Origin of the sequence: Kineococcus terrestris (assembly GCF_041020755.1) — a bacterium.
GTDB lineage: Bacteria > Actinomycetota > Actinomycetes > Actinomycetales > Kineococcaceae > Kineococcus > Kineococcus terrestris.
The window spans coordinates 89460-107360 of the sequence record NZ_JBEUEI010000005.1; the positions used below are offsets into that span (position 1 = coordinate 89460).

Consider the following 17901-nt stretch of genomic DNA (forward strand, 5'->3'; position numbering starts at 1 on the left):
CGTGACCCGCCCCGCCCCGAAGATCCGCTACGGCGGCGACTACAACCCGGAGCAGTGGCCGGAGGAGGTGTGGGAGGAGGACCTGGCCCTGTTCGACCGGGCCGGTGTCGACACCCTCACCGTCGGCGTCTTCGACTGGGCGCTGCTGCAGCCGGCGCCGGACCGCTACGACTTCGAGCGCTTCGACCGGATCATGGGGATGCTGCGCGACGCCGGCAAGGACGTCGTCCTGGCCACCGCCACCGGTGCCCAGCCGCCGTGGCTGGCGCGCGCCCACCCGGACGTCACCCGCGTCGACTTCCACGGCCGGCGGCACCTGTACGGGCAGCGGCACAACCACTGCCCGAACTCCCCGTCCTTCCGCCGGCACGCCGTCGCGCTGGCCGAGCGGATCGCCCAGCGCTACGGCGACTGGGACAACGTCGTCGCCTGGCACGTGGGCAACGAGTACGGCGGCGAGGGCGGCGCCTGCTACTGCGAGCACTGCGCCGCCGCGTTCCGCGTCTGGCTGCGCGAGCGGTACGGCACGCTGGAGCGGCTGAACGAGGCGTGGAACGCGACGTTCTGGTCGCACACCTACACCGACTTCGAGGAGGTCGTGCCGCCCAGCGCCATCAGCGAGCACTGGAACGGCCCCGACCACACCGCCTTCCAGGGCACCACCCTGGACTACCGCCGCTTCACCACCGACAGCATGATCGCCTCCTACCTCGCCGAGAAGGAGGCCGTCGAGCGGTACAGCAGCGGCAAGCCCGTCACCACGAACATGATGGGCCTGTTCCGCCCGCTGGACTACCACCGCTGGGCCCCGCACCTGGACTTCGCCTCGTGGGACAACTACCCGCCGGACGCCCGCTCGCAGGACCGCGTGGCGCTGGCCCACGACCTGATGAGGGGCCTGAAGGGGGGCGAGCCGTTCTGGGTCATGGAGCAGACCCCCAGCGTCACCGCCTCGCGCGGGGTCAACCCCGTCAAGCGGCCCGGTGTGATGCGGCTGTGGAGCTGGCAGGCCGTCGCCCACGGCGCCGACGCCGTCCTGTTCTTCCAGTGGCGGCAGAACCGCGGCGCCTCGGAGAAGTACCACGGCGCCGTCCTGGACCACTCCGGCCGCGACGACACCCGCGTCTTCCGCGAGGTCGCCGCCCTCGGCGCCGAGCTGGAGGCCCTGCGCGGGGAGATCACCGGCGCCCGCGCCGACCACCGCGTCGCCCTGCTGTTCGACTGGGACAGCTGGTGGGCCGTGGAGATGTCCGACGGCCCCTCCCGCCTGGTGAAGTACGTCGACGTGGTGCGCCGCTGGTACGCCGCGCTGCAGGCCGCCGGCGCGGGCGTCGACGTCGTGCCCGTGGACACCGACCTGGCCGGCTACGACGTCGTCGTCGCCCCGCTGCTGCACGTCGTCGAGGGCGACCTGCCCGCGCGGCTGGAGGAGTTCGTCCGCCGCGGCGGCCGCCTGCTCACCGGCTACCTGGCCGGGCGCAACGACGAGGACGACAACGCGCCGCTGGCCGACGTGCCCGGGTTCCTCGCGGACCTGCTGGGCGTGCGGGTCCTGGAGACCGACGCGCTGCCGGCCGAGGAGCGCAACGGGATCGCCGTCGACGGCCGCGAGCCCCTGGACTCCTCGCTGGTGTTCGAGGTGCTGCAGGCGCGCGGCGCCGAGGTCGTCGGCACCTACACCTCCGACTTCTACGCCGGCACGCCCGCGCTGACGCGCCACGCCGTCGGCGACGGGTCCGCCTGGTACGTCGCCACCGACCTGGACGCCGACGGCTGCGCCTGGGTCGTCGCGCGGGTGCTCGCCGAGGCGGGGATCTCCTCCCCGTACGGCGGGGTGCCCGGCCTGGAGGCCGTCGAGCGGCACCGCGACGACGCCAGCTACCTGTTCCTGCTGCACCACGGCAGCGAGCCGGTCGAGGTCGTCGCCGACCGCGACGGGCTGTCCCTGCTGGACGGCCGCGCCGTGCGGGCCGGTAGCGTCCTCGCGCTCGCGCCGGCCGACGTGGTCGTCGTGAGGTCGGAACCCCGCCCGCGGGACGGAGAGGTGCGCTGATGGCGTTCGTGGACTGGCCGCTGGACCGGCTGCGGGAGTACGCCCCGCCGCGGGAGGAACCCGACGGCTTCGACGAGTTCTGGCGCGCCACCCTCGCCGACGCCCGCACCCGCCCCGCGGAGCTCACCGGCGAGCGCGTCGACGTCGGCCTGCGCACCGTCGACGTCCACGACGTCCGCTTCCCCGGGTTCGCCGGCCAGCCGATCGCCGGCTGGCTGCTCGTGCCCCGCGGCACGCGGGGACCCGCCCCGGCCGTCGTGCAGTACATCGGCTACGGCGGCGGGCGCGGCGAGCCGTGGATCAACCTGGTGCCCTCCGCGGCCGGGTACGTGCACCTGGTCATGGACAGCCGCGGGCAGGGCGGCGGTGGGCAGCACCGGGCCGTCACCCCCGACCTCGACTCCGGCGGCACCGGCCCCTCCACGCCCGGTTTCCTCACCCGCGGCGTCGAGTCGCCGGAGAAGCACTACCTGCGGCGGCTCATCACCGACGCCGTCCGCGCCGTCGACGCCGTGCGCACCCACCCGCTCGTGGACCCCGCCCGCGTGGCCGTCACCGGCGGCAGCCAGGGCGGTGGTCTCGCGCTCGCCGTCGCCGGCCTGGCCGACGACCTGGCCGGCGTCGTCGCCGACGTGCCCTTCCTGTGCCACTACCGGCGCGCCAGCGAGATCACCGACGCCCAGCCGTACGCCGAGATCGCCCGGTACCTGTCGGGGAACCGCGAGCACGTCGAGCAGGTGTTCCGCACGCTGTCGCACTTCGACGGCGTGAACTTCGCCGCGCGCGCCAGCGCCCCCGCCTGGTTCACCACGGGGCTCATGGACGCGGTCTGCCCGCCGTCCACGGTGTTCGCCGCGCACCACCACTACGCCGGGCCCAAGCAGATCGAGGTGTACCCGTACAACGGGCACGAGGGCGGCGGCACCCAGGGCGTCGCGCGCACGCTGGCCGCGCTGGCCGAGTGCCTGGGGACGACGGTCCCGGCGCCGCGGGCGGGGTGAGCGCCGGGTCCCGAAGTCTGTGACGGCGGGGACCCGATCGCTCAGCCCCCGAACTCGGGCGAACCGATGGTGTCGAACCACTGCTGGACCTGCTGCGGGTCGTCCGTGAAGGTGAGGGCCAGCTGCAGGAGGACACGGGCCTTCTGCGGCGTCAGGTCGTAAGCGGCGACCACGCCGGGGGTCGCAGGGTCGCTCGGGTAGATCGCACCGGAACCCGTGCGGGTGGTCGTCGCAAAGACGACGCCCTGCTCGACGGCGGCGGACCGCGCAGCCGACTGCTCGGTGGAGATGCCACCGGCACCGTGCCCGGCCGTGACGATCCCGTCGACCCCCGCCTCGGCGAGAGCGGTGACGGGGGTGGCGTCCGCCTCGACGTAGGACATTACGATCTCGACCTGCGCCAGGTCCTCGAAGGCGACGGTGGACAGGTCGAACGGCGTGGTCCACTCGTCGGTGCCGCAGTCGAGCACCCGGGCCGGGGCGTGGACCGCGCGGATGTGACGGCCGTCGACGGTGCCGAGCGCCCCGTACCGCCCGCCGGAGAAGGTGTCGGTGCGCCACGCGTCCGTCTTCGTCATCTCGCGGGCGCCGACGAACTCGTCGTTCATGTGCACGACGGTGCCGAAGCAGGTGGTCTTCCCGCTGGCGGCGACCCGGATCGCGTTGAAGAGGTTGGCCTCGCCGTCGAAGGAGAAGGTGTTCGACTGGCGCATCGACCCGGTGAACACGACGGGCTTCTCGCTCTGGACGGTGAGATCGGCCCAGTAGGCGATCTCCTCCATGATGTTCGTCCCGGTGTTCACCACGACGGCGTCGACCGAGTCGTCGGCCAGGATCCCGTCCAGCTGGAGCGTCATGTCGTACAGCTGCCGCTGCGTGGTGGACGCCGAGGAACCGGGGATGGCTCCGTCGACGACCCGCAGGTCGGCGACCTGGGAGATCTCCGGCTCGATGCGGTCGATGACGTCCTGGATGCTCTCCAGGCCGTCCCCGCCGTACTCGGTGTACTCGGCCCGGCCGACCGCCGTCGAGGTGATGGTCCCGCCACCGTCGAGGACCACCACGTTGGGCAGGTCGCCGTCGGCGGCGAGCGGGGGAGCCGTCGTGACGACCGGTTCAGGGCTGGCGCCCGTTGCTGCCGAGGACGAGGCGGCCAGGCCACCGGCGATCAGGACACCGCTGAGGGAGGCGGCGACGGCGACCGTGGTCTTGTGCTTGCGCTGCATGGGAGCTGTGTAACGACTCAGTGTCACAGCGGTGTGATGCCCGAGTTTCCCGCGCGTTTCAGAACCCGGACGTCCACCGTGGGCGGTATTCGCCGCTGTGGGTGAAGCACCGCTGCGCGCACTCCTTCACCCGGATGGGCTACAGGCGCCCGGGGAGGCGGCCGAGGGACAGGGGGTCAGCGCCCCCGGACCCGAGGACCGCCCCGATGAGCCCCGCCCGCCCCACCGCCCGCCCCACCCGCACCCGCCGCGCGCTCGCCGTCGCCGCGCTCGTCGCCGCGGCCGCCGGAGCGCTCGGTGCGGGCACGGCCGTCGACGCGCGGCCCGCAGCGGCGTCCCCGGCGGCGCTGACCGGTGACGGCGCGGCCGCCGCCCGCACGATCGACCTCGTCAACGACGCCCGCGCAGCCGAGGGCCTGGCACCGCTGGGCCAGTCGCCGGAGACCGACCGCGTCGCGACCGACTGGGCGTTCCGGATGGCCGCCGCCGGGCGGCTGGAGCACAACCCCGACCTCGGCCGGCAGCTGACCGGCTGGTCGCTGGTCGCCGAGAACGTCGGCGTCGGCGCGGACGCCGAGCAGCTCGACGCCGCGTTCCACGCCTCGCCCGGCCACCGCGCCAACCTGCTGCGCGAGGACGTCACCCAGCTCGGCGTCGGCGCCGTGCGCGGCGGTGACGGGCGCCTGTGGGTCGTGCAGGTGTTCAAGCTCCCCGCCGGTGCCGTCGCCCCGCCGCGCGGCGCCGCCCCGGCCCCCGCACCCGAGCCCGCCGCCGCCGCGGCTCCCACCGCCTGGGCGCCCGCGCCCGCCCTGCGCCGCGCGACCCGCGAGGTCGCCGACCGCTGACGGCAGCGCCGCTGGATCACCCCCGTGGACGCTCAACCTCCTGCACCCCTGCGTCGATGAACGCACGGTGACGACGGGGAGCGCGTGGAGGCGCCTGGGGGGCCGCCCGGTGTGGCAGCACCTGGCCGCCCTCGTCGTCGTGCCCCTGCTCGCCACCAGCGCCGTCGCCACCACGACCGTCGCCGACCGCGTCGCGGAGCTGCACGCCACCGGTGAGGCCGTCGAGCTCATGCGCGCCGGCGCCGAGCTGGACGAGCTGCGCCGCGCCGTGGACGGCGAGCTGCTGCCGACGCTGACGCGCAGCGCCACCCGCGACCCCTCCTCCTTCGACATCGGCGCGTTCGGCGAGGAGCGCGGGCCGCTGAACCGGCAGGCCGAGAAGGAGGTGCGCTCGACGCGGGAGGCCACCGACCTGGTCCTGTCCGCCGTGCCCGCCACCTCGGCCGCCTCCGTCACGGCCCGCCTGACGCAGGTGAAGCTGGCGACCGCCCGCTCGGCGGCCGACCAGGGCACCGCCAGCACGGCGGCCCTGGCCGACCGCTACCTGGAACTGTCGGAGTGGCTCTCGGAGGTCGAGGACCGGCTGCTGGCCCGCACGACCGCCGCGGGCCTCAGCGAGGACAGCGCCCTGGCCGTCAGCGACGTCGTCGTCGTCGCCGGGCTCACCCAGCACGCCAGCCGCGCGCTGCCGACGACGTTCACGGCCCGCGTGCTCACCGGTGACGAGCAGGTGCGGGTGCGCCGCCGCGCCGAGTACGCCATCGGCGCCTACGAGAGCATGATCACCGGTGTTCCGCCCCTGTCCGGGGCGCGGCAGCGGGTCGCCTGGTACGAGGCCACGAGCAGCCCGCAGGCGCGTCAGCTCACCGAGGCGCTGCACCGGGAGTCGCTCGTGCCGGGCTCGCTGAGCGGCCCGGAGCTGCTGCGCCTGCGCAACGCCAGCGGCGCGCGCGACCGCGACCTGTCCGCCCTGCTGGGCGAGGCCGTCGACGCCGCCGAGGCCGCCATCGAGGCCGAGCGCCGCGAGGCCGCCCGCCGGGTGAGCACGACCGTCGTGCTGTGCCTGCTCGTCCTCGCCGGCGCGCTGGCCGCGGCGCTGGCGCAGGGGCGCTGGCTGTCCCGCTCGCTGCGGCGGCTGGCGGACGCGGCCAGCCGGGTCGGCGAGGGGCAGCTCGTCGACGTGCCGCGCGGCGGCCCGCGCGAGGTGCGGACCGCGGCCGCCACCCTGGCCGGGGCGGCGGCCGGTCTGCAGCAGGTGCGCGAGCAGGCCGACGCCCTCGCCCGCGGCGACCTGGCCGGCGCCGTGCGCGACGAACCCGCTCCCGGCCCGCTCGGGGAGGTCGTCCACACCTCCGTGCAGCAGCTCGTGCGCGCGGTGCAGCAGCGCGAGCAGCTGCAGGGCGAGCTCGCCCACCAGGCCGCCCACGACGCCCTGACGGGTCTGCCGAACCGGGCGGCGGCGGTCCGGCTGCTGCAGTCGGCGCTGCACCGCTCGGCGCGCCGCGGCGCCGCGGTCGGCCTGCTCTTCATCGACCTCGACGGGTTCAAGGCCGTCAACGACACCTCCGGGCACGCCGCCGGCGACGAGGTGCTGCGCGCGGTGGCCGCCCGCCTGCGCGAGGTCGTGCGCGCCGGGGACGTGGTCGGCCGCCTCGGCGGCGACGAGTTCGTCGTCGTCGCCGAGGACGTCGGGGACGTCGGCGGGCTCGTGGACCTCGGGCAGCGGATCATCGACGCCGTCCGCCGCCCCGTCCCCCTGCCGCCCGGTGCGGGCCCGGGTACCGCCCGGGTCGGCGCGTCCGTCGGTGTCGCCGTCAGCCGCGACGGCGGTACCGGCGACGACGCGGGCGACGTCCTGCTCGCCGAGGCCGACACCGCCGTGTACCGGGCCAAGGCCCGCGGCCGCGGGCGCGTGGAGGTCTTCGACGACGACCTGCGCGCGGAGCTGGCCGCCCGCAGCGACCTGGAGGACGCGCTGCGCGCGGGCCTGGCGCGCGGGGAGCTGTCCCTGCACTACCAGCCGGTCGTCGCCGTCGCCGACGGGCGGCTGCTGGGCTACGAGGCGCTCGCCCGCTGGGACCGCCCCGGCGTCGGGCGCGTCCCGCCGGACGTGTTCGTGGCTGCCGCCGAGGCGTCGTCGCTGGTGTGCGACCTGGGCCGGTGGGTGCTGCGGGAGGCGACCGCGCAGCTGGCGCGCTGGCGCGCGGACCGGCCGGCCTCCTGGGGCGCGGCCGAGCCGACGGTGGCGGTCAACGTCTCCGGCCGCCACCTGGTGGACCCGCGGCTGCTCGACGACGTGGACGCCGCGCTGGCCGCGTCCGGCCTGCCGCCGTCCGCGCTCGTCCTGGAGATCACCGAGACGGTGCTCGTGGACGGCCCGCTGGCGCTGGAGCACCTGCGGGCGCTGCGCGCGCGGGGCGTGGAGGTGTCGATCGACGACTTCGGCACCGGCTGGACGTCGATCGGCCAGCTGTCCACGACCCCGGCGGACACGCTGAAGGTGGACCGCAGCTTCACGGCCTCCGACGACCCCGGCTGCCGCGACCTGGTGGCCCTCGTCGTGCACGCCGCGCACACGTTCGGGCTGCGCGTGGTCGCCGAGGGCGTGGAGGAGCCGGAGCAGCTGGTGTGGCTGCGCTCGCTGGGCTGCGACGCGGCGCAGGGGTACCTGTTCTCCCGGCCGCTGCCGGCGGCGGAGGTGGCGGCGCTGCCCGCGCCGGGCGCGCTGCCCGCGGGCGACCGGCACGCCTCCACCGCCGGCTGATCCTCAGGCGAACGGCGCGATCCGCACGCCCGCCGCGGTCAGCTCCTCGCGCACCCGCCGGGCGATGGCGACCGCGCCGGGGGTGTCGCCGTGCACGCAGATCGAGGCGGCGTGGACGGCGACGACGCCGCCGTCGACGGCCTCGACCTCCCCGGCGGTGGCCATCCGCACGCAGCGGCGGGCGATCTCGTCGGCGTCGTGCAGGACCGCGCCGGGTTCGCGGCGGGACACGAGGGTCCCGGCCGGGGTGTAGGCGCGGTCGGCGAACGCCTCGGTGCGCGTGGTCAGCCCCGCCTCGCCGGCCAGCGCGAGGAACCGCGAGCCCGGCAGCCCCAGGACGGGCAGCGCGGGGTCCCACAGGCGCACGGCCTCGACGACGGCGGCGGCCTGCTCCTCGTGGTGCACGATCGCGTTGTAGAGGGCGCCGTGCGGCTTCAGGTAGGCGACGCGGGTGCCGGCGACGCGGGCGAACGCCGCCAGGGCGCCCAGCTGGTACAGGACGTCGTTGGTCAGCTCGGCCGGGTCGGCGTCGATGAACCGCCGCCCGAAGCCGGGCAGGTCGCGGTAGCCGACCTGGGCGCCGACGACGACACCGCGCTCGGCGGCCAGCTCGCACGTGCGGCGCAGCACCGTCGGGTCGCCGGCGTGGAACCCGCAGGCGACGTTGGCGCTGGTGACCACGCCGAGCAGCGCCTCGTCGTCGCCGAGCGTCCAGCGGCTGAAGCTCTCCCCGAGGTCGGAGTTCAGGTCCACGGTGGCGTCGGTCGTGGTCACGGTCAGCTCCACAGGGTCGGCAGGGTGGCCAGCGAGCGGTAGGCCAGGAACAGGGCGACGAGCCAGGCCAGCAGACCGGCGGTGACGAGCCAGCGCGGGTAGCGGTACCCGCCCAGCAGGTCGCGCCGGCGCAGCGCCACCCACAGGACGACCACCAGGCCCAGCGGCAGGACGACGCCGTTGAACGCGCCGGCGAACACCAGCAGCTGCGCGGGGGCCGCGCCGGCGACGAGGAAGAACCCCGCGCACACGACGATGAACGCCACCGTCAGCAGGTTCCGCGTGCGCACGGACGTGCGGGAGGTGGTGAGGAAGCTGACCGACGTGTACGAGGCGCCGATGACGGAGGTGAGGGCCGCCGCCCACAGCACCACGCCGAACACCCGCAGGCCCGCCTCGCCGGCCGCGGCCTCGAACGCGGTGGCCGCGGGGTTCTCCGTGGCCAGCGACACCCCGCCGGCGACGACCCCGAGGATCGCCAGGAACAGCACGGCGCGCATCACGGCCGTGATGACGATGCCGGTCACGGAGCTGCGGGTGATGGCGCCGACGTTCTCCGGGCCGGTGGTGCCGGAGTCCAGCAGGCGGTGCGCGCCGGCGTAGGTGATGTACCCGCCGACGGTGCCGCCGATGATGGTGGTGATGGCCAGGGCGTCGATCTGCTCGGGCAGCACGACGTTGCGCAGCGCCTCGCCCACGGGCGGGCGGGAGACGACCGCCACGTACGTCGTCATGGCGATCATCACCAGGCCGAGCACGACGACGATGCGGTCCAGCGCGGCGCCCGCGGCGCGGCTGAGGAAGATGCCGATGGCCAGCACGGCGGAGATCCCCGCGCCCCAGCGCGGGTCCAGGCCGACCATCGCGTTCAGCCCCAGCCCGGCGCCGGCGACGTTCCCGACGTTGAAGACCAGGCCGCCGAGGACGACGAGGGCCGTCAGCGCCCACCCGACACCGGGCAGGATCCGGTTGCCGAGCTCCTGCGCGCGCATCCCCGAGACGCCGATGACGCGCCACACGTTCAGCTGCAGCGCGATGTCGACGAGGATGCTGACGACGATCGCGAAGGCGAACGCGGCGCCCAGCTGCGCGGTGAACGTCGTCGTCTGGGTGATGAACCCCGGGCCGATGGCGCTGGTCGCCATGAGGAACATGGCGCCCAGCAGCGTGCGGCGCGTGCGGCGCCGCTGGTCGACGGCGCTCTCGGCGCCCGCGGCAGCGCCGGCCGGGCCGGTCGGGGTGCTCACGAGGCGCTCCCGGGACGGTCGGCGCGCACGGCGGCACCGGCGGCGGTGACGAGCGCGACGGTCTGGTCCACGACGGCGGCGCGGTCGGCCTCGAACGCCGGGTCGGTCAGGACGGACTCGTCCGCGGGGTACTCCAGCGCCGAGACGTGCAGGTGCCCGCCGGGCACGTCCCACGCCTGCAGGCCGGTCCGCAGCCGGTTCGAGCGGTACATGCTCTCGTTGGACAGGTAGCTGCCGCCGGGGCCGGAGCCGGCGGTGCTGCCCGGCGAGGGGTCGTCCGCGCACACGAGCGCGGCCGGGTCGGGCCAGGTGCCGGCGGGCCACTCGCAGATGCCGTCGTTCAGCTGCACGGGCCACGGTCCGGTGCCCGCGGCGATCATCGCCTCGTACGGCAGGGTCGTCTCGATCCACTCGGGGGAGTCGAACGGCTGCGGCCAGTGCGAGGGCCGCGAGACGGGCCCGAACTGCTGGTTCCGGTTGTTGTCGGGTGAGCCGCCGCGGGCGTTGGCGGCCCACTGCTCCACGTCCATCCGCCCGCGGCCGGTCTGGCTGATCGTCATGATCATGTCGGCGCGCTCCTCGCCGGTGCGCAGCACCGGGCCGAACGCGTCCTCGACGACGCCCTGGTCGAAGTCGGTGTAGTTCACGGGCAGGACGACGGCCTCGACGGTCACCGGGCCCTCGGGGGTGTCGACCGTGCGCCCGTCCAGCTGCAGCGCGCTGGCCCCGGAGGGGTTGGAGTTCCGCAGGCTGGAGTCCAGGCTGTAGGTGTCGAAACCGCTGATCACCACGCGGGTCGCGTCCGGCTCCTCGTCCGACCAGCTCACCGAGGAGATCCCGCGGCTGGTGCGGTCCAGCAGGTGCAGCAGGCCCTGCCGCTGCAGGGGGTTCTCGATCCACCCGGCGTCCAGCGAGCGCACCGCGGCGCTCATGGCCGTGCGGGCCCAGTACAGGGGCCGGTCGTCGTAGCGGTCGATCGTGCCGGACTCGACGCGGCCCTGGGCGCGGGCGACCGCGGTGTCCCACAGCTCCTGCCCGGAGGCGCGGACGAGGTCGCCGGCCTCCTGCGCGCTGCCGGCGGCGCACAGGCGCTCGGTGAAGTCCGCCACGAGGCCCTCGAACCCGGCGGCGCGGACGAACCGCTGGGAGGCCGGTTCACCGCCGCCGGGCAGCGGCAGGCCGAGCCGGGACTCCTCGACGGTGAGGACCGCGGCGGGGTCCGCGCACGGCGAGACGGGTGCCGGGTCCGGCGGGGACCCGGTGGAGGCGCCGGGTGCGGCGGCGGAGGGGGTGGCCAGGCCCCCGGCGACGAGGGCGGTGGCGCAGGCGCCGAGGACGGCGGCGCGACGGCGGGGGGAGCGGGGAAGGGCCACGACGACCTCACCAAGGGGTCTCGGGGGAGCGGACGGGCGCCGACGCTAGCCAGTTGTTGAACGACCTGGCAACGGTTCCGGCGTTGCAGCTATGTTTCGCCGGTGACCGCCCGACCCCGAGACGACGTCGACCGGTTGCAGGGGCCGCTGAGCCGCGCGGGCCGCGCGCTGGCCGGCGGCGGGGGCGCGGACCGGGTCGCCGAGGCGCTGCGCGACCTGGTCGCCGACGGCGCGCTCGTGCCCGGCACGCGCCTGCCCGAGGACGCGACCAGCACCTCCCTGGGCGTCTCGCGCAACACGCTGCGCGAGGCGTTCCGCCTGCTGGCCCGCGAGGGGCTGCTGCAGCACGAGCTGCACCGCGGGGTGTCGGTGCGCACCCTGTCGGCCGCCGACGTGGCCGACGTGTACCGCTTCCGCCGCGTGCTGGAGTTCGCCGCGATCGACGGACCGCACGACCCCGCTGCGCTGCAACGGGTCCGCACCGCCGTCGAGGAGGGTCGGGCCGCCGCGGCCGCGGGGGACTGGCACGGTGTGGCCGGTGCCAACAGCCGCTTCCACTCCGCCGTGGTCGCGCTGGCGGGCAGCCCGCGGATGGACGAGAGCATGCGCCACCTGCTGGCCGAGCTGCGGCTGGCGTTCGCCGCCGCGGGCGACCCGCGCCCGTTCCACGAGCCCTACCTGGAGGACAACGCGCGCCTGGCCGAGCACCTGGAGGCGGGTGAGCGCGGCCGGGCCGGTCGGCTGCTGGCCGCCTACCTGGACCGGGCCGAGGCGCAGCTGCTCGCCGCGCACGGCTGACCGGCGGCGCCCGCGACCCCGGCCCGCGGGGGCAGACAGATCGTTGAACGATCTCTACAGTGCTGCGCACCAGTGGACCGGAACGAGACGACCGGAGCGACGGAGGCCCCGTGACCGCCACGCAGCGCACGACCCCCGCGGGCACCCCGCCCGCCGCCGCCCGCGCGGCCTTCCGCGCCGGCACGGCGGTCCCCACGGCCGGTTGGTCGCCGGGGTTCACGCAGACGAACCTCGTCGCCGTCCCCCGCGAGTGGGCGTGGGACGTCCTGCTGTTCACCCAGCGCAACCCGCGCTCGTGCCCCGTCCTGGACGTCACGGAACCCGGTGCGACGACGACGGCGCTGGCCCCCGGCGCGGACCTGCGCACCGACCTGCCCCGGTACCGCGTGTGGCGCGACGGGCGGCTGGCCGGTGAGCCCACCGACGTGCGCGAGCACTGGCGCGACGACCTGGTGGCCTTCTCGATCGGGTGCAGCTTCACGTTCGAGACGGCGCTGGCCGCCGCGGGCGTCCCGCTGCGGCACGTCGAGCAGGGCCGCAACGTGCCCATGTACGTGACGAACCGCCCGTGCCGCCCGGCCGGGCGCGTGCACGGCCCGCTCGTGGTCTCGATGCGCCCGGTGCCCGCGCACCTGGTCGCCACGGCCGTCGAGGTCACCGCGCGGGTGCCCGCCGTGCACGGCGCCCCCGTCCACGTCGGCGATCCGGGCGCGCTGCTCGCCGGGTCGCTGGACGCGCCGGACTTCGGCGACGCGGTCGAGTTCGCACCCGGCGACGTGCCGGTGTTCTGGGCGTGCGGGGTCACGCCGCAGGCCGCCGTGACGGCCTCCGGGGTGCCGTTCGCCATCACGCACGCCCCCGGGCACATGCTCGTCACCGACGTGCCCGACAGCGCCCACCAGCTCGGATCGCCCACGTGAGCCCCGCCGCGGGTGCGCCCCGCCTGCTGCCCGCCGGCGACCGCGCCTGGCTGCTGGAGGCGCCCGACGACGCCGGTGCCCGGCGCGCGCCCCGCTTCGCGCGCGAGCTCACCGAGGACCCGCCCACCGGCGTCGAAGACGTCCTGCCCGCCGCCCGCACCGTGCTCGTCACCCTGCGGCCGGGCGCGGACGCGAGCGCGGTGGCCCGCGAGGTGCTGCGCCGCTGGGCCTCCCCGCCCGCCGCCGACGAGGCCGCGTTCGCCGCGTCCGCCGACGTCGTCACCGTCCCGGTGCGCTACGACGGCGAGGACCTGGCCGACGTGGCCGCCCTGCTGGGCACGAGCCCCGAGGACGTCGTCGCCCAGCACACCGGGACGACGTGGGAGTGCGCCTTCGTCGGGTTCGCCCCGGGTTTCGGCTACCTGCGCAGCCCCGACGGGCGCCTGAACGTGCCCCGCCGGGCGCAGTCGCGCACCGCCGTGCCCGCCGGGGCCGTCGCCCTCGCCGACGGGTACAGCGCCGTCTACCCGCGCCGCTCGCCCGGCGGCTGGCAGGTCATCGGCACCACCGCGGCCGTCCTGTGGGACGTCGACGCCGAACCCCCGGCGCTGCTGCGGCCGGGCACCGGCGTCCGGTTCGTCCGCGAGGAGGACGCGTGAGCGCCCTGGGGGCCGGGCTGGAGGTGCTGGCGCCCGGCCCGCTGACCACCGTGCAGGACCGCGGCCGGGCCGGGGCGTTCCGCTACGGCGTGGGCGTCGCCGGCGCCGCCGACCGCGCCGCGCTCGCGCTGGCGAACCGCCTGGTCGCGAACCCGCCGGAGCGCGCCGGGCTGGAGGTCCTCCTCGGCGGGCTGGAGGTCCGCGCCGAGGGCCCCCTCGTCGTCGCGGTGACCGGAGCGCCCGTCCCCGTCACCGTCGACGGGCGCCCCGCCCCGCACGCCTCCGTCCTGGTCCTGGGCGCCGGGCAGGTCCTGCAGCTGGGGCAGGCGCCGACCGGCCTGCGCGCCTACGTCGCCGTGCGCGGCGGGGTCGCCGTCGAGCCGGTCCTCGGCTCGCGCAGCCGCGACACCCTCGCCGGCCTCGGACCGGACCCCCTCGCCGCCGGCGACCGGCTGCCCGTCGGCCCCGCCCCCGCCGGCCGTCCCCGCCTGCGCACCGCCCCCGTGGCCGGGCCCGCCACCGGCACCGTCGCCGTGGGCGTCGTGCCCGGCCCCCGCCACGACTGGTTCACCGACCCGGGCGTCCTGTTCACCGGCACGTGGACCGTCACCCCCGCCTCCGACCGCGTGGGCCTGCGCCTGGAGCGCCCCGACGGCCAGCCCGGCCTGCGCCGGCGCCGCGAGGAGGAACTGCCCTCCGAGGGCGTCGCCGTCGGCTCCCTGCAGGTCCCGCCCAGCGGGCAGCCCGTGCTGTTCGGTCCCGACCACCCCGTCACCGGCGGCTACCCCGTCGTCGGGGTCGTGCGCGACGCCGACGTCGACCGCCTCGCGCAGGTCCGCCCCGGGCAGTCCCTGCGCTTCCGCCCCGTCCCCGCCCCGGAGGTGCCCGCGCCGTGAGCACGACCGAGAACCCCGTCCCCGACGCCGTCCGCGGGTTCGCGGCCGGCCTGTTCGACGACGGCGCCGCCACCCCCGTCGTCGAGGGCTCGGCGGGCGGGTGGGGCGCCGTCGACGGCCGCGACGTCTGCCTCGCGGTGCTGGGCGAGGACCCCGGCGGGCGGGTGCGCGCCCTGGCCGCCCGCACCGGCCGGCCGCTGGTCACCGTCGTGCCCGACGGCGCGGCCGTCGACGCGCGCGCGCTCGGGGAGGCCGCCCGCACCGGTGTCGCCCTGTCCGGGGTCGTGCCGCAGGTCGCCGTCGTCCTCGGCGCCGCCGACGGGGCCGCCGCGCTCCTGCTGCCGCTGGCCGACGTCGTCGTCGCCGTCCGCGGCGCCCGGTCGGCGCTCGCGGAACCCGCTGCGGTGCAGGTGGTCTCAGGTCTGCCGCGGGAGGGGGACGAGCTCGGCGGCACCGGCCTGCACGCGGAGGTGACGGGCCGCTTCGCGCACGTGGCCGAGGACCCGGCCGCGGCGGGGGAGTTCGTCCGCGACCTGCTGGCGCACCTGCCGAGCAACAACCGCGCCACCGCGCCCCGGCTGCCGGACCCCGTCCCCGACCCCGCGGAGGAGGACCCCGACCTGGCGGCCCTGCTGCCGGAGGAGCCCGGGGCGCCGTACGACGTGCGCGAGGTCGTGGCCCGCCTGGCGGACGAGCCGGAGGAGGGGGCGCCGGCGTTGCTGGAGCTGCGCGCCGCCCACGCCCCGCACCTGGTCACGGGCCTGACCCGCCTGGACGGCCGCAGCCTCGGCGTCGTCGCCCCGCAGCCGGCCGTGCGCGGCGGCGCCCTGGACACGGCGGCCGCCGCGAAGGCCGCCCGGTTCGTGCGCTGGTGCGACGCGTTCGGGCTGCCCGTGCTGACGCTCGTCGACACCGCCGGCGCCGTGCCCGCCGGCGAGGACGACCCGCAGGCGCCGACCCTCGCGCTGGCGCAGCTGCTGTACGCGTGCGCGGAGGCCACCACCCCGCTGCTCACCGTCGTCACCGGCCGCGCCTCCGGGCCCGCCCGGGTCGCGCTGGCCTCCCGGCACGCCGGGGCCGACCTCGTGCTGGCCTGGCCGCGCGCGCTGGTCGCCGACCGCGACGAGGTCGCGGCCGCACCCCAGGACGCCGTTGACGAGGAGTGGCTGGCTGCGCTGCGGGCCGCGCGCGAGGAGGCGGGTCCGGCCCGCGCGGCCGGGCGCGGCGAGCTGGACGGCGTCGTCGAGCCGGCCGCCACCCGCGCCCGGCTGGCGGCGGCGCTGCGGCTGCTGGAACGGGTCACCGGCTCGCAGCCGGCCCGCCGGCACGGGAACCTGCCGCTGTGAGCGGCTGGCGCGTCACCGGGCACCCGACCCCCGCCGAGCTCGCCGCGGTGGTCGCGGCCGTCGACGCGCTGCGTTCCGCGACCCCCGCACCCGCGCCGGCCCGCCCCGCGCACCGCGACGGCTGGGGCGCCCCGGCGGACCTGCTGCGCGCCCCGTTCCCGCCCGCCGACGCACCGCCCGCCGACGCACCGTCCGCCGACCCCGAGGAGGACCCGCGGTGACCACCCGCATCGAGAAGGTGCTCGTCGCCAACCGCGGCGAGATCGCCCTGCGCGTGCTGCGCGGCGCCCGCGACGCCGGCATCGCCGGGGTCGCCGTCTACGCCGACCCCGACGCGGACTCCCCGCACGTGGCCGCCGCCGACGAGGCGTTCGCCCTCGGCGGCAGCACGGCCGCCGAGACGTACCTGGACGCGGGCAAGCTCCTCGACGTCGCCCGCCGCGCCGGCGCGGACGCCGTGCACCCCGGGTACGGGTTCCTGTCCGAGAACGCCGAGTTCGCGCAGGCCGTCCTCGACGCCGGGCTGACGTGGATCGGCCCGCCGCCGGAGGCGATCCGGCTGCTGGGCGACAAGGTGTCCGCGCGCCGCCTGGCCCGCGAGGCCGGTGCGCCGCTGGTGCCCGGGACCGCCGAACCCGTCGCCGACGTCGAGGAGGTCCTGGAGTTCGCCCGCGAGCACGGCCTGCCCGTCGCGGTGAAGGCCGCCCACGGCGGCGGCGGCCGCGGCTTGAAGGTCGCCCGCACCCTGGAGGAGGTCCCCGAGCTGTTCGCCTCCGCCACCCGCGAGGCGGTCGCCGCGTTCGGGCGCGGGGAGTGCTTCGTGGAGCGCTGGCTGGACCGCCCCCGGCACGTCGAGGCGCAGGTCCTGGCCGACGACCACGGGACCGTCGCCGTCGTCGGAACCCGCGACTGCTCGCTGCAGCGGCGGTTCCAGAAGCTCGTCGAGGAGGCCCCCGCCCCGTTCCTGTCCGACGAGCAGCGCGAGCGCATCACCACCGCCGCCCGCGACGTGTGCCGGGCCGCCGGCTACCGCGGCGCCGGGACGGTGGAGTTCCTCGTCGGCGAGGACGGCACGACGACGTTCCTGGAGGTGAACACCCGCCTGCAGGTCGAGCACCCCGTCACCGAGGAGGCCTACGGGGTCGACCTCGTCGCCGAGCAGTTCCGGATCGCCCAGGGGCACCCGCTGTCCGTGGCCGACGACCCGGAACCCCGCGCCCACGCGGTCGAGTTCCGGCTCAACGCCGAGGACCCCGCGCGCGGTTTCCTGCCCGCCCCCGGGACCGTCACCCGCTGGGACCCGCCCGGTGGGCCGGGGGTGCGGGTGGACTCCGGAGTGCGGCGCGGCAACCCCGTCGGCGGGGGTTTCGACTCCCTGCTGGCCAAGCTCGTCGTCACCGGCGCCACCCGCGAGCAGGCGCTGGCCCGCGCGCGCCGGGCGCTGGCCGAGTTCGAGGTCGAGGGCGTGCCCACCGTCCTGCCGTTCCACCGCGCCGTCGTCGAGGACCCGGCCTTCACCGCCGCGGACGGGGAGTTCACCGTCCACACGCGGTGGATCGAGACCGAGTGGTCCGGCCGCGGGGGCGGCGAGCCGCAGGAACCCGTCGCGCCCGGGCCGGCGGGGGAGCGGCGCACCCTCGTGCTGGAGGTCGACGGCCGCCGCGTCACCGTCACCCTGCCCGCCGAGGAGCTGACGGCGCCCGCCGCACCCGCCCGCGCGCGCGGACGCCGTCGATCGGCCGGTGGTGCCGCACCGGACGCGGAACCCGGTGCGGTGCCCGCGCCGATGGACGGCACCGTCGTGCGCGTCGCCGTCGAGGAGGGTTCCACCGTCGAGCAGGGGGACCTGCTCGTGGTGCTGGAGGCGATGAAGATGGAGAACCCCGTCACCGCCCCCCGCGCCGGGACGGTGCGCGCCGTGCGGGTGGAGGCCGGCGCCGCCGTCGCCCAGGGCGCGCCGCTGCTCGTGCTGGAGTGAGCCCCGCGGTCCGGCCCGCCC

General features: G+C 76.8%; 15 protein-coding genes. 11 read left to right on the top strand and 4 right to left on the bottom strand.

What is annotated here, in order from left to right; all coding sequences use genetic code 11:
- Position 1 precedes the first annotated feature (1 nt).
- Both AB8M62_RS05020 and AB8M62_RS05025 read left to right on the top strand, forming a co-directional pair.
- A complete protein-coding gene (locus AB8M62_RS05020) occupies positions 2 to 2053 on the top strand; it encodes a beta-galactosidase (protein WP_369068817.1) in 2052 nt (683 codons plus the stop codon).
- Positions 2053 to 3054 carry an acetylxylan esterase gene (locus tag AB8M62_RS05025; RefSeq protein ID WP_369068818.1) on the top strand — a complete coding sequence of 334 codons (1002 nt, stop codon included), beginning with the start codon at positions 2053 to 2055 and terminating at the stop codon, positions 3052 to 3054. The genes AB8M62_RS05020 and AB8M62_RS05025 overlap by 1 nt, the downstream gene beginning before the upstream one ends.
- 41 nt (positions 3055 to 3095) lie before the next feature.
- Here AB8M62_RS05025 and AB8M62_RS05030 read toward each other — a convergent pair whose 3' ends face one another.
- Positions 3096 to 4280, bottom strand: a complete 1185-nt coding sequence (locus tag AB8M62_RS05030; RefSeq protein WP_369068820.1) for an asparaginase — start codon at positions 4278 to 4280, stop codon at positions 3096 to 3098.
- 206 nt (positions 4281 to 4486) lie between these two features.
- Between AB8M62_RS05030 and AB8M62_RS05035 the strand changes: the two genes are divergently transcribed.
- Together AB8M62_RS05035 and AB8M62_RS05040 are read left to right on the top strand one after the other, a co-directional pair.
- Complete coding sequence (locus AB8M62_RS05035) at positions 4487 to 5125, top strand: CAP domain-containing protein (RefSeq protein WP_369068821.1); 639 nt, start codon at positions 4487 to 4489, stop codon at positions 5123 to 5125.
- 67 nt (positions 5126 to 5192) lie between these two features.
- Positions 5193 to 7889, top strand: a complete 2697-nt coding sequence (locus AB8M62_RS05040) for a putative bifunctional diguanylate cyclase/phosphodiesterase (protein ID WP_369068822.1) — start codon at positions 5193 to 5195, stop codon at positions 7887 to 7889.
- A gap of 3 nt (positions 7890 to 7892) precedes the next feature.
- On the opposite strand, the gene AB8M62_RS05045 is transcribed toward AB8M62_RS05040, so the two are convergent.
- The 3 genes from AB8M62_RS05045 to AB8M62_RS05055 are packed head-to-tail and all read right to left on the bottom strand — an operon-like array spanning position 7893 to position 11283.
- Positions 7893 to 8663, bottom strand: a complete 771-nt coding sequence (locus AB8M62_RS05045; RefSeq protein ID WP_369068823.1) for a LamB/YcsF family protein — start codon at positions 8661 to 8663, stop codon at positions 7893 to 7895.
- Positions 8664 to 8665: 2 nt separating this feature from the next.
- Positions 8666 to 9910, bottom strand: coding sequence for an NRAMP family divalent metal transporter (locus AB8M62_RS05050; protein ID WP_373694851.1), 1245 nt, complete (start codon positions 9908 to 9910; stop codon positions 8666 to 8668).
- On the bottom strand, positions 9907 to 11283 hold the full coding sequence (locus tag AB8M62_RS05055; RefSeq protein ID WP_369068824.1) for a PA0049 C-terminal domain-containing protein: 1377 nt from the start codon (positions 11281 to 11283) through the stop codon (positions 9907 to 9909). The genes AB8M62_RS05050 and AB8M62_RS05055 overlap by 4 nt, the downstream gene beginning before the upstream one ends.
- 102 nt (positions 11284 to 11385) lie before the next feature.
- Between AB8M62_RS05055 and AB8M62_RS05060 the strand changes: the two genes are divergently transcribed.
- The 7 genes from AB8M62_RS05060 to AB8M62_RS05090 all read left to right on the top strand — a co-directional run bounded on the left by AB8M62_RS05060 (position 11386) and on the right by AB8M62_RS05090 (position 17880).
- Positions 11386 to 12081, top strand: coding sequence for a GntR family transcriptional regulator (locus AB8M62_RS05060; protein ID WP_369054300.1), 696 nt, complete (start codon positions 11386 to 11388; stop codon positions 12079 to 12081).
- A 110-nt stretch (positions 12082 to 12191) separates the two neighbouring features.
- Entirely contained in the window at positions 12192 to 13001 is an 810-nt protein-coding gene (locus AB8M62_RS05065) for a putative hydro-lyase (RefSeq protein ID WP_369068826.1), read from the top strand.
- Positions 12998 to 13660: a 5-oxoprolinase subunit B family protein gene (locus AB8M62_RS05070; protein ID WP_369068827.1), complete on the top strand. Its 663-nt coding sequence runs from the start codon at positions 12998 to 13000 to the stop codon at positions 13658 to 13660. The genes AB8M62_RS05065 and AB8M62_RS05070 overlap by 4 nt, the downstream gene beginning before the upstream one ends.
- Entirely contained in the window at positions 13657 to 14556 is a 900-nt protein-coding gene (locus AB8M62_RS05075; RefSeq protein WP_369068829.1) for a 5-oxoprolinase subunit C family protein, read from the top strand. Before AB8M62_RS05070 ends, AB8M62_RS05075 begins: the two co-directional genes overlap by 4 nt.
- The gene (locus AB8M62_RS05080; protein ID WP_369068830.1) at positions 14553 to 15902 is read left to right on the top strand and encodes a carboxyl transferase domain-containing protein; all 1350 of its coding nucleotides are present in this window, start codon (positions 14553 to 14555) and stop codon (positions 15900 to 15902) included. Before AB8M62_RS05075 ends, AB8M62_RS05080 begins: the two co-directional genes overlap by 4 nt.
- A complete protein-coding gene (locus AB8M62_RS05085; protein WP_369068831.1) occupies positions 15899 to 16123 on the top strand; it encodes an acyl-CoA carboxylase epsilon subunit in 225 nt (74 codons plus the stop codon). Before AB8M62_RS05080 ends, AB8M62_RS05085 begins: the two co-directional genes overlap by 4 nt.
- Positions 16120 to 17880, top strand: a complete 1761-nt coding sequence (locus AB8M62_RS05090) for an acetyl/propionyl/methylcrotonyl-CoA carboxylase subunit alpha (protein WP_369054309.1) — start codon at positions 16120 to 16122, stop codon at positions 17878 to 17880. The genes AB8M62_RS05085 and AB8M62_RS05090 overlap by 4 nt, the downstream gene beginning before the upstream one ends.
- Positions 17881 to 17901 lie beyond the last annotated feature (21 nt).

Excerpts from the sequence above, each read along its gene's own strand:
- AB8M62_RS05025 (WP_369068818.1), top strand. The coding sequence starts at position 2,053 with ATGGCGTTCGTGGACTGGCCGCTGGACCGGCTGCGGGAGTACGCCCCG.
- AB8M62_RS05030 (WP_369068820.1), bottom strand. The coding sequence starts at position 4,280 with ATGCAGCGCAAGCACAAGACCACGGTCGCCGTCGCCGCCTCCCTCAGC.
- AB8M62_RS05035 (WP_369068821.1), top strand. The coding sequence starts at position 4,487 with ATGAGCCCCGCCCGCCCCACCGCCCGCCCCACCCGCACCCGCCGCGCG.